Annotated in this window: 15 protein-coding genes; 13 read left to right on the plus strand and 2 right to left on the minus strand. The window is 51.7% G+C overall.

The features are described 5' to 3' along the window. The first annotated feature begins 6 nt into the window (after nt 1-6). The 10 genes from ADINL_RS13535 to ADINL_RS13580 all read left to right on the plus strand — a co-directional run bounded on the left by ADINL_RS13535 (nt 7) and on the right by ADINL_RS13580 (nt 10,321). Nucleotides 7-447, plus strand: coding sequence for a hypothetical protein (locus ADINL_RS13535; RefSeq protein ID WP_036549172.1), 441 nt, complete (start codon nt 7-9; stop codon nt 445-447). Nucleotides 448-581: 134 nt separating this feature from the next. Continuing rightward, on the plus strand, nt 582-1,646 hold the full coding sequence (locus ADINL_RS13540) for an ATP-binding protein (RefSeq protein WP_036549174.1): 1,065 nt from the start codon (nt 582-584) through the stop codon (nt 1,644-1,646). Between the two features lie 129 nt (nt 1,647-1,775). Then, a complete protein-coding gene (locus ADINL_RS13545; protein WP_204368250.1) occupies nt 1,776-4,256 on the plus strand; it encodes a molybdopterin-dependent oxidoreductase in 2,481 nt (826 codons plus the stop codon). A gap of 27 nt (nt 4,257-4,283) precedes the next feature. Continuing rightward, nucleotides 4,284-5,045 carry a 4Fe-4S dicluster domain-containing protein gene (locus tag ADINL_RS13550; RefSeq protein ID WP_204368251.1) on the plus strand — a complete coding sequence of 254 codons (762 nt, stop codon included), beginning with the start codon at nt 4,284-4,286 and terminating at the stop codon, nt 5,043-5,045. Further along, entirely contained in the window at nt 5,042-6,232 is a 1,191-nt protein-coding gene (gene nrfD, locus ADINL_RS13555) for an NrfD/PsrC family molybdoenzyme membrane anchor subunit (protein WP_036549176.1), read from the plus strand. Before ADINL_RS13550 ends, nrfD begins: the two co-directional genes overlap by 4 nt. 67 nt (nt 6,233-6,299) lie before the next feature. Continuing rightward, nucleotides 6,300-7,214, plus strand: coding sequence for a molecular chaperone TorD family protein (locus ADINL_RS16080; protein WP_051632834.1), 915 nt, complete (start codon nt 6,300-6,302; stop codon nt 7,212-7,214). Nucleotides 7,215-7,307: 93 nt separating this feature from the next. After that, nucleotides 7,308-7,802 carry an FKBP-type peptidyl-prolyl cis-trans isomerase gene (locus ADINL_RS13565; RefSeq protein ID WP_204368252.1) on the plus strand — a complete coding sequence of 165 codons (495 nt, stop codon included), beginning with the start codon at nt 7,308-7,310 and terminating at the stop codon, nt 7,800-7,802. Then, nucleotides 7,795-8,565: a molybdate ABC transporter substrate-binding protein gene (modA, locus tag ADINL_RS13570; RefSeq protein WP_036549179.1), complete on the plus strand. Its 771-nt coding sequence runs from the start codon at nt 7,795-7,797 to the stop codon at nt 8,563-8,565. Before ADINL_RS13565 ends, modA begins: the two co-directional genes overlap by 8 nt. Further along, nucleotides 8,565-9,236: a molybdate ABC transporter permease subunit gene (modB, locus tag ADINL_RS13575; RefSeq protein WP_036549182.1), complete on the plus strand. Its 672-nt coding sequence runs from the start codon at nt 8,565-8,567 to the stop codon at nt 9,234-9,236. Before modA ends, modB begins: the two co-directional genes overlap by 1 nt. Beyond that, nucleotides 9,233-10,321 carry an ABC transporter ATP-binding protein gene (locus tag ADINL_RS13580; protein ID WP_036549185.1) on the plus strand — a complete coding sequence of 363 codons (1,089 nt, stop codon included), beginning with the start codon at nt 9,233-9,235 and terminating at the stop codon, nt 10,319-10,321. The genes modB and ADINL_RS13580 overlap by 4 nt, the downstream gene beginning before the upstream one ends. Here ADINL_RS13580 and ADINL_RS13585 read toward each other — a convergent pair. After that, nucleotides 10,304-10,696: a rhodanese-like domain-containing protein gene (locus tag ADINL_RS13585; protein ID WP_051632835.1), complete on the minus strand. Its 393-nt coding sequence runs from the start codon at nt 10,694-10,696 to the stop codon at nt 10,304-10,306. The genes ADINL_RS13580 and ADINL_RS13585 overlap by 18 nt on opposite strands. A gap of 93 nt (nt 10,697-10,789) precedes the next feature. Here ADINL_RS13585 and ADINL_RS13590 point away from each other — a divergent pair, with 93 nt between their 5' ends. The 3 genes from ADINL_RS13590 to arsA are packed head-to-tail and all read left to right on the plus strand — an operon-like array spanning nt 10,790 to nt 14,016. Further along, nucleotides 10,790-11,134 (plus strand): ArsR/SmtB family transcription factor, encoded by a 345-nt coding sequence (locus tag ADINL_RS13590; protein WP_239644391.1) that lies wholly within the window; start codon nt 10,790-10,792, stop codon nt 11,132-11,134. 52 nt (nt 11,135-11,186) lie between these two features. Next, complete coding sequence (gene arsB, locus ADINL_RS13595; protein ID WP_036549190.1) at nt 11,187-12,275, plus strand: ACR3 family arsenite efflux transporter; 1,089 nt, start codon at nt 11,187-11,189, stop codon at nt 12,273-12,275. Beyond that, nucleotides 12,268-14,016: an arsenical pump-driving ATPase gene (gene arsA / locus ADINL_RS13600; RefSeq protein WP_036549192.1), complete on the plus strand. Its 1,749-nt coding sequence runs from the start codon at nt 12,268-12,270 to the stop codon at nt 14,014-14,016. The genes arsB and arsA overlap by 8 nt, the downstream gene beginning before the upstream one ends. Here the strand turns inward: arsA and ADINL_RS13605 are convergent. Continuing rightward, the gene (locus tag ADINL_RS13605; RefSeq protein WP_036549194.1) at nt 14,002-14,469 is read right to left on the minus strand and encodes an arsenate reductase ArsC; all 468 of its coding nucleotides are present in this window, start codon (nt 14,467-14,469) and stop codon (nt 14,002-14,004) included. The two genes, arsA and ADINL_RS13605, sit on opposite strands and share 15 nt — an antisense overlap. Between the last annotated feature and the right edge of the window lie 3 nt (nt 14,470-14,472).

Consider the following 14,472-nt stretch of genomic DNA (forward strand, 5'->3'; position numbering starts at 1 on the left):
AAATTTATGGCTGTATTGGTAGAAGCAACCTCCGTTCTGATTCGTGTGGCGGCAGTGAATGAAAAAATCGCTGGCGGCTGGAATGCGTTTATTAAACATCTGCCAACCGAGCGGTTTTGCTCAGATGATGAACTAATCAGCGTGATTCTGATTGATCCGCCGGAAGTCACGGCGTTTGCGAATTCATTGAAACCCCTGGGACTGGATTTCGACTGGCAGGGGGAGCCAGTGGATGTGGCTTTTGCGGATCAAAAGCGCGGTTTGATTACGCCCTGCAACTGGGTTGAGTTCACTAATGTAAATATTGGCATAGCCGGAACCGGTCCCAGCGTAGCCATCTGTCGTATGGTCGGCAGTCAGTCACATGAGTTGCGCTTACCCGAGGGCTGGCAGTATTCGGGTTCTTTAACCGAGGCCTTTGGTGCTGAGGCCAACCCGTCTCACTAGACATTAGTCTAGCTTCGCCTGTTTTATTTCTGATCAGCTTGATGATTATTCGTTCTACTGTAATACTAAATTTATATATATGGATTTCCGTATATATCTGAGTAAAACAGTCGGAATTAATAATTATAAAAACCATGCCTGATCAACATCTTCATCAGACTTTGCCTTTGGCATTTTCTTCGGCATCAGCGGCAGCCTCTCTGGGGTGGGCGGCTGAGCGTTGTATTAGTTCGGCTCCCAATCACCTGCAGTGTGAACGTTGTGTAGACAGTTGTCCGGCACAGGCGTTGTTTTTTGTTGAAGAAAATCAGCACTCTGCAAAAGGCCAACGGCTCGTTGTGAGTGATGCTTGCCATGGTTGTGGGGCCTGCTTGCCGAGTTGTCCGACAGAAGCCTTGCTGAGTCTTGAATTGCAACGGCTTGAGGATAAGCCGCTAGCCGTGGCGTGTCATCGGGTGGAGACGGGGCGTTTGACTACCGAGTCACTACACTGTTTGCGGGCCATCGGAGTGGATCAGCTGCTGAGCTGGATGGCACAGACGCCTGACGTGTCAATCACGTTGTGTGTCGCGCAAGATTGTACAGATTGCCAGGCGGCACCTGCACAACCATCCAAACCTGATGTGTGGTGGGAGCAGATGCAGGCTCTGGGTGTTTTGCAAGAGGTAACCCCCTGCCGTGCTTATCAGGCTGCCGAGGGTGCCATCATGAGCCGTCGTCGGTTTATGGGTGTCAGAGGCCCACAATCACCTGTTTATGCCGGAGATGATACGGGTGTGCGTGCGCGGCGCTTGCAAAGATATACCGCTGCATTGCCTGCGACTCCCCTGGCAGCGGGCGGGATGCCATTCCCAAGCATTCAACTGGATCAATCGTGCTGTGATACGAGTGGCGTGTGCAGCAAAATTTGTCCGACAGATGCGCTGGCTTTAACCGATGAGGGGGTACTCAATTTCAGCCCGCTGGAGTGTATCGGTTGTGGTTTTTGCATCAGCTACTGCCCGGAGCAGGCGTTGTCTCTGGGTCAAGACGAGTCTTCTGAAACAAGAGTCTTGAGAAAAACAGCAGAGGTGACCTGCTTTGAGTGCAGTCGGCAATTTAGGACTTCGCAGGTGAACACAGGTGAACCAGCCGTATGTCCGGCTTGCCAGCGTGACAAAGGCTTATTCAAGGGAAGCTTCAGCCAGCTATTTGGTTGATATAAAAATTCGGTTAAACGATGAACGGAACGTCGTATCTGTCCGACATCTTGTCGGTCCACGGAAAGGCTTCATGGATGACCGTTATGGATAACGCACAATAATAACAGCCCTAAGTGGAGACACATTATGTCAATGAATCTGTTTCAGACGTTACTGAATCGGCGCCGCTTTCTGCAAGCAAGTGCTGCGGCCGGTGCGGCGGGCGCCGCTGCGACCGGTCTTACCGGTTTGGCACCCGTCAGCGAAGCGCGAGCGCAAACGGTTCGTGGAGAAACCAAAGTTACCAAAAATATCTGTGCACAATGTCCGGCTCGCTGTGGTATCGATGTATACACCACCGATGGCAAGGTACATGGCATTTATGGTGATACAGGCAATCCGATTGCGAATGGCAAACTCTGCCCTAAAGGGCATTTGGGTTCCTATTTTCTCTATGATCCTGATCGCTTTAAAGGACCTATGCGCCGCACCAACCCCAATAAAGGGCGTCATGAAGATCCGGGTTTTGTGCCTATTTCATGGGATGAAGCGTTTGACACTATTGCGGCGCGTTTAAATGATCTTCGTGCCAAGGGTGAGTCTCACCGCTTTGCGCATTTCTATGGGCGTGGCTGGGGCGCTTCGGATGCTGGTCTCTATGGTGATTTTGGTAAGCTGTACGGAACACCAAACTCAGCCATAGGTCATGCCTCGATGTGTGCCGAAGGTTCGAAAAAGGCCAAGCATGCAACGGATGGCAATAACTCCTATAACGCTCATGATCTTCGAAAAACCAATTACATGCTGATTATGGGTGCCAGCTTTTTAGAGGCTTTCCGTCCCTATAATAATATGATGCAGATGTGGGGCGAAATGCGTAGTAAAAGCCCAAGAACACAGGTCACCTGTGTTGATGTACGCATGAACCCTACCATGGCCGCTGCCGATCGAGCGCTGTATATTAAACCCGCTACTGACGGCGCATTTGCTTTAGCTTTAGCCCATGTCATTTTAACTGAAGGTCTGTGGGATAGAGATTTTGTTGGTGACTTTTTCAATTTGAACCAGCGTTTCCAAGCGGGTCAACGCATACGTCCCGGTAGCTTCAATGAGAAGTGGGTACATGGACTGACTGAATGGTGGAATGAAGAGGTAAAAGATCGCACTCCCGAGTGGGCTGAGACGATTACGGGTATTCCAGCCAGACATATTCGTCAAACAGCGATTGAGTTTGGTTCTACACGTCCAGCTATAGCTATTTTTGAACGCGGACCGACAGGGCATACCAACGGTACCTATAACGGTATGGCGATCCATGCGTTAAACGCCTTGGTGGGTTCTATGTTCACAGAAGGAGGTCTTTTTTATCAAATGGGCACTCCCTATGGAGCGCTGCCTGCCAACGCCGATGACTTCATGGATGACTATGCGAAAAATGGCGCATGGAAGTCACAACCTCGTATAGATATGGCCAGAACAGAATTGTGGCCAATGACTGCTCATATGATGCAAGAGGCTGGACCTAACCATCTTAAAGGTGATCCCTACAAGATGGACACAGCAATGTTCTTTTACACCAACCCTCTGTGGACGGCACCCGATCCCAAGGTATGGGAAGAGGCATTAAAAGATGTGTTTGTCATAGATACATCACCTTTCCCAGGCGAAACCGCTATGTATGCAGATCTTGTGTTGCCGGAATCGACTTATCTGGAACGTCTGCAGGATTCGCCTACCTATCCCTTTGAAGGTTGGCCAATGTCTGCACTTCGTGTGCCTGCCGTTGATCCGATCTATGACACCAAACACTTTGGTGACATGTTAATTGAGATAGGTAAACGAATTAATGGGCCGACAGGGGATTACTATCGCATCATCGATAATGTCGAAAATGTACTTCGTCATAGGGCTTCTGGCTTTGCAGCAAACCCTGGTGATAACGGTGTTACCGATTTTGAAAGCTGGAAGGAAAAAGGGGTTTGGTATCGCAAGCCTTATCACTGGCGCTTTATTCGTGGAGATTTTTACGAATGGGATGGTCAGCGCTACGGAATCCTGATGACCGAAGATGATGTCAAAGCTAAGTTACTGAAAACACCTTCTGGGAAGTTTGAATTCAAATCAGGTTATCTAGAACAGTACGCTGAATATATTAACAAGGAGTTAGGTATTCCGACAGAGCGGGTAGGTCTTGTTCAGTGGGTCGAGCCTAAGCACTCAGGCGGAAATCGTGATCTTTATTTCGTAACACCGAAAACACCGATGCATGCAGAGGGTCGTGGTGCGAATATTCCACATGCAGCAGCGATACATCAGCCAGTAGCGGGTGGTCGAGGTACGGTGTATCTCGAAGTTAACCCTAATACTGCTAGGCAGCGTGGTATCCGCAATGGTGACCGCGTTCGTGTAACTTCTGATTTAGGAAGTATTGAAGCGGAATGCCGCTTTGTGGCATCACACCGTCCTGACACCATTGTTCTTCCGTTTGAGTTTGGGCATTGGGCTCAGGGTCGTTGGGCTAAGGATCGAGGTCCTGGTCATTCGGGTGAAATTACAGCGAATGTATCTGATCCTGTTTCCGGTCTTGCCAGTTATTACACCGGCAAAGTGACCTTAGAAAAAGCCTAATCACGCAGCGTATCGAGGAGTTATATCATGGCAAAATGGGGAATGGTCATAGACCTGGACAAGTGTACTGGCTGCCAAGCCTGTACCACAGCCTGTGCGATGGAGAACAATACGCTGCCCGGTGAGAGCTGGCAGGATGTATTGTTCTATCACGAAGGGGAGTACCCCTCAGGGCAGATGAAATGGTTACCGCGTCCATGTATGCAGTGCGAAAAACCATCTTGTGTGTATGTATGTCCAACACGTGCAACCTATAAAGATGAAAGTGCCGGTGGTATCGTCTTTGTAGACTGGAACAAGTGTATCGGTTGCAAATACTGCATGATTGCCTGTCCTTATGGCGTGCGTTTCTATTCAGATGAAAAGCCTTTAATTGAACCGGATATGCGTGATATTTATCCGGGGCAAAACAAACAGTTATGGAGTCCTCCATACCAGAATCCAAAAGAAGACTGGAGTCGCGGTATCGGTATTCAGCCACCGGGCGTGGTGTCCAAGTGCACTTTCTGTTATCACAAAGTGAGTCAGGCACCTGAAGGCACAGTGGATTTTGATGAGGATAATCCGGCGGTTAAGGAATATGTACCCGCCTGCGTACGCACCTGTGCGCCCAAAGCACGTTACTTTGGCGATCTGGATGTACCTGAGAGTCAGGTCAATCAGTTGATCGGTGACAAACACGGTGTACGGCTTAAAGACCATACGGGCAATAAGCCGCAAGTCTACTATCTGGGTGCAGGTGCGGCTGTGCCAGCCTTTACGCCAGCAGACAAGGGGGATAAATCATGAATGACAATAATATCCTAAAAGGCGGTGCAGGTACCGCACTGCTGATTCTGTCAGCACTGATTTTCCTCGGCAGCCTGGTCGTCGCACTGGGTAATCTGGGTTCTCAGGGGCATGCTTCGTTCAATACCAGTTCGGCCCTGCCCTGGGGACAACCCATTGCAACCTATCTGTATTTTGCTTTGGCATCCTCCGGGCTTGGGCTGTTGGCCTCTTTGCCGCTGGTATTTGGCTTTAAGCAGTACTATCCGGTTGCCAAGCGCTGTGTCTTCCTGGCCTTCATTATCCTGATTTCGGGTATGACTGTGCTGGCTTTGGAGCTGGGCAATGTATTCCGTATGCTTTGGGCGATCCCGCTCAATCTGCAGATACAGTCGGCGATGTTCTGGATGGGCGTATTCTATGCTCTGGACTTGCTGTTCCTGCTGTGGAAGTTCGGCAAGCTGGATGCCGGTGAATGGGATAGTAAAACCAGCAAGCAGGTGGGCATTGCGTCCTTTATTGGCGTGTTGCTGGCCAGTGGTAACTTGGCGCTGATCTTCGGCATGATGAGTATGCGCCCCTTCTGGTTTGATGGATTGCTGCCTATCTATTTCTACTTCACCGGGGTGACCAGTGGTATGGCCGCTTTGGTCTTCTTCGTCTATCTGGCACATGGTTTCAACCGTGACAAGATGCATCCTGCCATGCAGTCGCTGATGACCGGTGCTTTACCGAAGATGTTTGCTGCGTTGATCGGCGGTACTTTACTGTTTATCGCTGCACGTGCGATTACCGGTCTTTACAGCAATAATCCGGAGATCAATATCGTCTGGACCGACTACCTGTTTGCATCGGGCCTCTATCATCTGTCACTCTGGGTAGGCTTGTTGTTGCCCTTTGTGCTGATGCTCAATGGCAAGCTGCGTAATCAGGTTAACGTGCAACTGCTGGTTTCAGTGCTGGTGTTTCTCGGTCTGTTTGCAGAGCGCTTCTACTTTGTAGTGGGTGGGCAAGTGGTACCGCTGTTCAAAGGCACCTGGTATCCGGACCTGATCGCTTACACGCCTTCTGTCACTGAGTGGGCATTAACCATTATGGGGTGGTCACTGGCCTTCCTGCTGTGTGTACTGGGGGAAAAATTCTTAAATCTATCTGCAATGCCGGATGCGATTGCCAAGCAGGGCAAAGTGCATCCCGCTATTGCGTAAACCCCGTCATTAAGACAGGTACAACACTCGTTGTATCTGTCTTTGTGTCTCGACAAGGTTCGAATTTATGGCCAATCAGCCCCAACATTTTTGTGTCAATCTGTTAGCTCGTGCAGAGCTGTACCTGTGCTTGGCGAAGGTGTTCAGCGTCACCGATCTCCCTCAGACCACGGTCTCACTGAAAAGCGATCTATTACCGGATTTGCAGTCACTTGCCACCGAATTACCCGCGCTTTCTGCGGATTGGTTGAAGCAGTTTGAACAGGCCTTAAGTGCGGTTGATCAGAGTGAGTTGCTGATGGCTGACTATGGCCGTTTGTTTTTGATGCCGCCTGCCCCGGCTCCTTTAAATCTGGGCTTTTATCTGGATGCCGGTGTCATGGGGCGTTGCTGCGAAGCTCTGGAGTCCTACTATCATCAGTATGCCCTGGAAAAAAGTCCCGAGTTTCATGATTTGCCTGATCATCTATCACTCACTCTGCAGTGGTTTGCCTGGATATTTGCAGGATTACTTGAAACACCAGATAACAGTCGAGTGGTCTTAAAAGATGCCGCAGAAGTAATTTCCAATTTTGCGTTGCCTGCTGTACAGCAGCTCAGTGATAAAGCAGATGCGTTTGCGCAGGGGCACCCGGTCCATGCGACCTGGTTACTGCTGTTACATCTTGTCAAACAACAATTACAGGATGATCTTCGGCAGTTAGCGGATTATCTTCCAGCGCAAACCGCATCCTTCGATAGAACACACAACCATGCGTCTGAATGTCTGTCAGATCAATTGGTACCGACAATGCAGCTCACGTGCAGTCTTTGTCAACGTGAGTTTATCGCTGATGAAGTGCTAGGGGGTATGGTGTCAAGGCTAGAGGAAGCCGGAGTGGATGCGAATCACATTAAAGTATGCTCCGTGTGCAAGGATGGAGCCACCGAACACTCCCGGATGACGCCACCCGGTGCTAAACGATTTAAGCAGCGGGCATGAGCGTCAGGCGTTTCATGCTGGTGTGGATGCTTTTTATGGCCCAGCCTGCGATGGCGGGTAATACTCATGTCAGAAGATTGAACAGGAAATAACATGATGTTACGTGTCAGACCCTATATGCAAGTGACCGCAGAATATCGTTTGATGGATGAGCAAGGTAGCCTGTTGGATCAGTCACCTGACAGTGAGCCCTTGAGCTATCTGCATGGCACTGGCCAGTTGTTGCCGGGACTCGAAGCGGCCATGGAAGGCTGTCAGATCAGTGACCGGGTGACAGTCACCTTGACACCGGAGCAGGCCTTTGGCGAACATCGACCCGAGCTGGTTTTTGAGGCTGTACGTGATAATCTGCCTCAAGGAGTTGAATTAGTGCCGGGTATGACTTTAACGCCGGGCGGGCAACAGGGGCGGTTCTCTTTAAGAGTGGTGTCACTGACAGAAAAAGGTGCGATGCTGGATGGTAATCACCCCTATGCGGGTAAAACGCTGACCTGGCAACTGGAGATTACCCATCTTGAAGACCGCAAGCCTCCTGTTGATGCCGGCATTGATCATACGCCCATCAAGTGGGTTGATATGAATGATTAAGCTTAGATTTTGGCTGGGTTTAGCCGGGTTGCTGCTGTGTCTGCTCACCAGTGCCCAGGCGTTGGCTTCAGCACGTGTAGCGGCGGCGGCTGATCTGCAGCTGGCGCTTCGGGAGATTGCAGTGCAGTTTCAACAGGCTTATCCGCAGCACTCAATCAGTTTAACCTTCGGTTCTTCCGGTGTTTTTACCAGCCAGTTGTTGCAGGGTGCGCCTTTTGAGCTGTTTTTTTCTGCCGATGCCGTCTATATCGACCGGCTTGAATCAGAGGGCCTGGTTCAGGGGCAGTCCTATGATTACGCACTGGGCCGTATAGCCTTCTATAGCCGTCAGACACTTGAAGCTGATACGGCGGATGTGGCCTTTCTACACTGGTTAGATATACGTTCGGATGCGTCCAGGCTGTCGATTGCGAACCCTCGACATGCCCCTTATGGCGTGGCCGCGATGGGCTGGTTGTCCGGGCTGGGTAAAGCCGAGCAGGTTAGCCGCTATCGTGTGCTGGGTGAAAATGCCGCACAAGCGGTACAATTTGTGCTCTCAGGTGCGGCCGAAGCGGGCATCGTGGCCTGGCCGTTGCTCAAGGACCGCGAAGACCTGCCAGGGCAGGCCTGGTTGATTCCCGAGTCAGATCATCCACCGTTGAAGCAACGGGTCGCGTTGATGAATAATGCCAGTAAGGCCGCTGAGGCCTTGTTTGATTATATTCAGCAGCCAGAAGCAAAACAGATCCTGGTTCGTTACGGTTTTGGACTCCCTGATTAATGGATTGGCAGGCATTACAGATCTCACTAAAACTGGCCTTTTGGACCAGTGTACTGTTATTCCCGCTCGGTATTTTTGTTGGCCGTGCGCTGGCGGTGCGTCAGCTACCCTTTCGCCCCTTGATTCAAAGTCTGATTTTTCTACCTCTGGTATTACCGCCCACCGTGCTGGGCTACTATTTTTTGGTCGCCATTGCACCAGATGCCGCGTTGGGTGCCGGTTGGCAATGGCTGACAGGACGCCAGTTGGCCTTTACCTTTGAAGGCCTGTTGCTGGTATCTTTGGTGGCCAATTTACCCTTCGCCATTCAACCGGTGCAGAACAGCTTTGCGGCTATCGACCCTGATGTGCGGGATGCGGCACGGGTGTGTGGCTTGAATTTTTGGCAGGCATTATGGCGGGTTGAGCTTCCCCTGGCCTGGCCAGGTCTGCTGAGTGCGTTTTTACTGACCTTTACCCATACCCTGGGTGAGTTTGGTGTGGTGCTGATGGTGGGCGGTAATCTGGAAGGGGAGACCCGCACCCTGTCGATTGCTATTTATGATGAGGTGCAGGCGCTGAATATGACCGCTGCCGGTCAGATGTCTCTGCTCCTGCTCACACTGGCGTTTGTCAGCTTGTTGCTGGTGCAGTGGAAAACACAGCGCTATTCAGACAAGGGGCATTTATGAGTCCGGGTCTGGAAGTGAGCCTGCGTGCACAAGGACAGATTCCGCTGGAGATGGATCTGCGCTGTGCGCCGGGTGAAATCCTTGCGCTGATCGGACCCTCTGGCAGTGGTAAAACCACCTTGCTGCGCGCATTGGCCGGGCTTTATACCCAGGTATCGGGACAGATTCGCTGCCAGGGACGTACCTGGCTGGATAGCCAACAAGGTCTCTGTCTGAAGCCGGAACAGCGGTGGGTGGGTATGGTGTTTCAGCAGTATGCCCTGTTTCCGCATCTGACCGCACTGCAAAATCTGACTCTGGCCATGTCACACCTGCCGCGACAAGCGCGTGAACCCGCTGCACTTGCCTGGCTGGAGCGCGTCAATCTGGCGGGGTTGCATAATCGACTGTCATCGCAGTTATCCGGTGGCCAGCGCCAGCGGGTAGCGCTGGCACGTGCGCTGGCGTCAAAGCCCGATCTGCTGCTGCTGGACGAGCCTTTTTCGGCCGTGGATCAGGTGACCCGTTTTCGTTTACGCCGCGAACTGGCACTGCTGCGTAAGCAGATCGATATTCCCATGTTGCTGGTCACCCATGACCTGGATGAGGCACTGCAACTGGCGGATCGTATCTGCGTGCTGCATCACGGGCAGCAACTGCAGTGTGCCGATCCTATTAGCCTGATGCAGCATCCGGCCAGCCCGGATGTGGCGCGGTTGTTGGGTTTACAGAATATCTTTTCGGCGAGTGTTGTCGCTGTCGGGCGGGAGGGGCTTAGCCTGGATTGGGCGGGATGTCCCATCAAGGTTTCCCAGCCGTCTGAGTATGCCATCGGTGATCAGGTGACCTGGATTGCGCCACCGCAGAGTATTCTGCTGCAGCGTCCGGATCGCCCGGTTCCGGGTGACAGCGAAAACCCGATTGCTGGATCTATTACCGAGTTGGTGTTGATGGGACCGCATGCCAGTGTCCGCGTTCTGCCCAATCATGCACCTGAACTACCCTTGAGCTTTTTTATTCCACTGCATTACGTCGAGCGACAGCAGTTGCATGAAGGTATGCCTGTCACCCTCAGTCTGAAAGCGCACTCATTGCATGTGTTTTGATACAGGAACCGGTTGATACCCTTCAGCCATCAGTCTGAAGATGCCGCCCTCTATATTGATCACTTCTTGTTGTAAATGGGGTTCCAGCAAACCCGATAACTGCTCGGTACGGTTACCGGTTCGACAGATCAAGGCGACAGGACGATCATCAAGAAGAGGGGCCAGCTCCTGCAAAAAGAGGCGTGATGCGGTAATGGGAATGGCGCCTTCAACAATCCCGGTTTCTTGCCATTCATGCGGCTCCCGTATGTCAATAAGCAGCACATCCATCGCTTTGAGTTCATCAGCAGAGGGTGCAATAGACTCATATGCCCCTACTGGCAGCGCCAGTAGGCTGATCGAAAACGCAGTGAAAATAGCAGTGATATATTTCATAAATTGAGTGTAATCCATAAAGCATAAGTTATGTAAGTATATAACAGAAACTTGACTCTGGAATAATATGTCCATATTCTTGGAAGTATGGATATGAATAATGCAATTGAGCGTTTTGCGGCGCTCTCCCAAGAAACACGCCTGAAGGCATTTCGCTTGCTGGTTCAACATGAACCGGACGGATTGCCTGCGGGTGAGATCGCCAGGCAGCTGAACGTGCCACACAATACCTTATCGGCACATTTGTCGGTGCTTTCACAAGCGGGGCTGGTGATTTCCCAGCGTCAGAGTCGCTCGATTATTTACCGGGTAAATTTAAGTCATATGCGCGAGACAATCGAGTTTTTGGCACGTGACTGCTGTGGTGGGCACCCGGATGTATGCGAATCATTGCTACCGGCTTTAGAAGACAGCAACCCCTTACCCAGCAACCAGTAAGGTGGCTATACACCATGATTCATGACAATTTGATTAGGATAGGAGTGAGAGCATGAAGGCTCAGGATAAGGCAGAAGCGCCAAGTACGGCCGAGGGAATGGGGCTGTTCGAGCGTTTTTTGACACTTTGGGTGGCATTAGCGATAGTGGCGGGTATCTTATTGGGCCAGTTTGCGCCAGCTATTCCCGAAACCCTGTCGCGCTTTGAGTATGCGCAGGTCTCCATTCCGGTAGCGATACTTATCTGGGCGATGATCTTCCCGATGATGCTGCAGATAGATTTCAGTTCCATCGTCGGTGTGGGCCGCCAACCTAAAGGGCTAATCATTACTACATCAGTCAACTGGCTGATCAAACCCTTCACCATGTTTGCGATATCCTGGTTTTTTCTGATGGTGGTATTTAAGCCACTGATTCCGGAAGACATGGCGCGTCAATATCTGGCTGGCGCTATTCTCTTGGGTGCAGCCCCTTGTACCGCGATGGTGTTTGTCTGGAGTTATCTGACCCGTGGTGATGCCGCCTATACACTGGTGCAGGTGGCCATCAATGATCTGATTATGCTGTTTGCCTTCGCACCGATTGTGGTGTTTTTGCTGGGCATCTCCAATATTCAGGTGCCCTGGGATACGGTGATCCTGTCTGTGGTGCTGTATATCGTGATTCCGTTAGGCGCGGGTTATCTGACGCGCCGATGGGTGATTCAGCACTATGGTCTTGAATGGTTTACCGGCGTATTTATGAAACGCCTGGCACCTGTCACCCCGATAGGTTTAATTATAACCCTGGTGCTGTTATTCGCGTTTCAGGGTGATGTGATTATTGCCAACCCATTGCATATTTTGTTGATTGCGATCCCTCTGATTATTCAGACATTTCTGATTTTCTTTATCGCCTATGGCTGGTGTAAGGCCTGGCGAGTGCCACACAACGTGGCGGCACCCGCAGGCATGATCGGCGCCAGTAATTTCTTCGAGCTGGCAGTTGCCGTCGCTATAGCGCTGTTCGGCCTGCAATCCGGTGCCGCTTTAGCAACCGTTGTCGGTGTATTGGTTGAAGTGCCACTGATGTTGGCTCTGGTACGTATCGCCAACAAGACACGCCATCACTTTCCACCCGCAACGAGTCATCAGAATGTTTGATCAGTTGCCAAAATTTGTCTTTTTTACAGGCAAGGGAGGGGTCGGTAAAACCTCCTTAGCCTGTGCGACGGCTGTTGATCTGGCAGATGCTGGCCTGCGGGTGTTGTTGGTCAGTACCGACCCGGCTTCCAATGTGGGTCAGGTGTTTGCTACGGACATAGGCAATCACATCACGCCAATTGGCCAGGTGTCCGGGTTGGAAGCGCTGGAAATTGATCCAGAAGCCGCAGCAGAAGACTATCGCGAGCGTATTATCGGCCCCATCCGCGGCACGCTGTCTGAAAAAGCCCTGAATAGCATCAAAGAGCAATTATCGGGTGCTTGTACAACCGAGATTGCCGCGTTTGATGAGTTCACGGCACTGCTGACCGATCCAGAATTGATCGAGTGTTATGACCATATTGTTTTTGATACCGCCCCGACCGGCCATACTATCCGTTTACTTAAGCTGCCGGGTGCCTGGAGCGGCTTTCTGGAAACCGGCGGTGATGCATCCTGCCTGGGGCCTTTGGCGGGGTTGGAAAAGCAGCGTGAACGTTATGCGGCGGCGGTAAACAGCCTGTCGAATGCGGACATGACCCGAATGATACTGGTGGCCAGACCGCGTAGCAGCTCGCTGGCGGAAGCCGCCAGGACACATAGAGAGTTAGCTGATATCGGTATTCGCAATCAGCAGTTGGCGATCAATGGCTTAATGCCCGATGAAGCCCTAGATGATGCACTGGCAGTCAGTATGATCCATCGGGAGCGTGGCGCGATGGACGCCATGGATGCTGATCTTGCCAGCCTGGTCAGACATGATTTCTACCTGCGCCCGGAGAATCTGGTCGGTATCGATGCATTACGCCGAATGAGTCAGCCCATCAACGGCTTACAGGCTGGTGCTAAGCATCAGGCGATGGCGGATTTACCCTTCTTGTCCCGGCTGATCGATGGCCTCGAAGAGGCCGGTAAGGGGCTGATCATGACCATGGGCAAGGGCGGTGTTGGCAAAACCACTATCGCTGCAGCTGTTGCGGTAGAGCTGGCTGCGCGTGGTCATGAGGTTTTACTCACCACCACTGACCCCGCAGCCCATCTGCACGAAACACTGGCGGGTGACGTGGCTAATCTCAGCGTTAGTCGCATTGATCCGGCTGTAGAAACTCAACGCTACCGTGATCAGATTATGGCGTCACGCGGGGCCAGTCTCGATGCTCAGGGCCGAGCCCTGCTGGAAGAGGATCTGCGCTCACCCTGTACGGAAGAAATTGCAGTATTTCAGGCATTTTCCAGAACCATACGTGAGGCTAGTCGCAAATTTGTGGTGATGGATACCGCACCCACAGGACATACCCTGTTACTACTGGATGCTACGGGCGCTTATCATCGCGATATTATGCGCCATGCTGGTGAAACCCGTGCGCGGATGGTGACACCAATGATGCGTTTACAGGACCCGGCGCAAACTCGGGTACTCATTGTAACGTTACCGGAAACAATACCAGTATTAGAGGCTGCTCGTTTGCAGGAAGACCTGCAGCGCGCAGAGATCCAGCCTTATGCCTGGGTGGTGAACTCAAGTCTTGTCGCTACCGCTACCCAGCATCCTTTACTGGCTGCACGAGCTGCGACAGAGGTCCCTGAAATAATGCGCGTGCAAACAGAGCTCAGTGCTCGTTATGCCGTGGTACCCATGTTGGCCGATGATCCTGTCGGTGCTGACAGATTGCGTGCGCTGATCGGTTCAGTTCAGGCTTGAGCATTGGTCCAACAGGGTGTCCAATTCGGGCGGAGAAAGATGTTCAGGGTGATGTTGCAAAAAATAATCGATACGTCGCTGCAACAGTGTGAATGCCTGCTCGAAGGCGGCTTGCTGACCCTCTGCACTGGCATTTATCTTGGACGGATCTGTCATGCTCCAATGGCTTCGCATGACGTTGCCCAGATAGACCGGGCAGGGGGTGCTGGCGGCATCTGAACAGAGCGTGATCACCAGGTCGGGCACGACTGGGAGGCTGTCCCAGTCTTTACTGAACAGGCCCTCGGTGGCAATGTGATGAGATTCAAGGGTTTTTAAAGCCATAGGGTGAACGTTTTGTGCAGGATGGCTACCGGCACTGAATGCTTGATGAACGTTAGTACGCTCATTCAGTATCGCTTCTGCCATGATGGAGCGGCAGCTATTGCCGGTGCACAGAAAAAGTATATTCATGGT

The organism is Nitrincola lacisaponensis, from assembly GCF_000691225.1.
Lineage (GTDB): Bacteria > Pseudomonadota > Gammaproteobacteria > Pseudomonadales > Balneatricaceae > Nitrincola > Nitrincola lacisaponensis.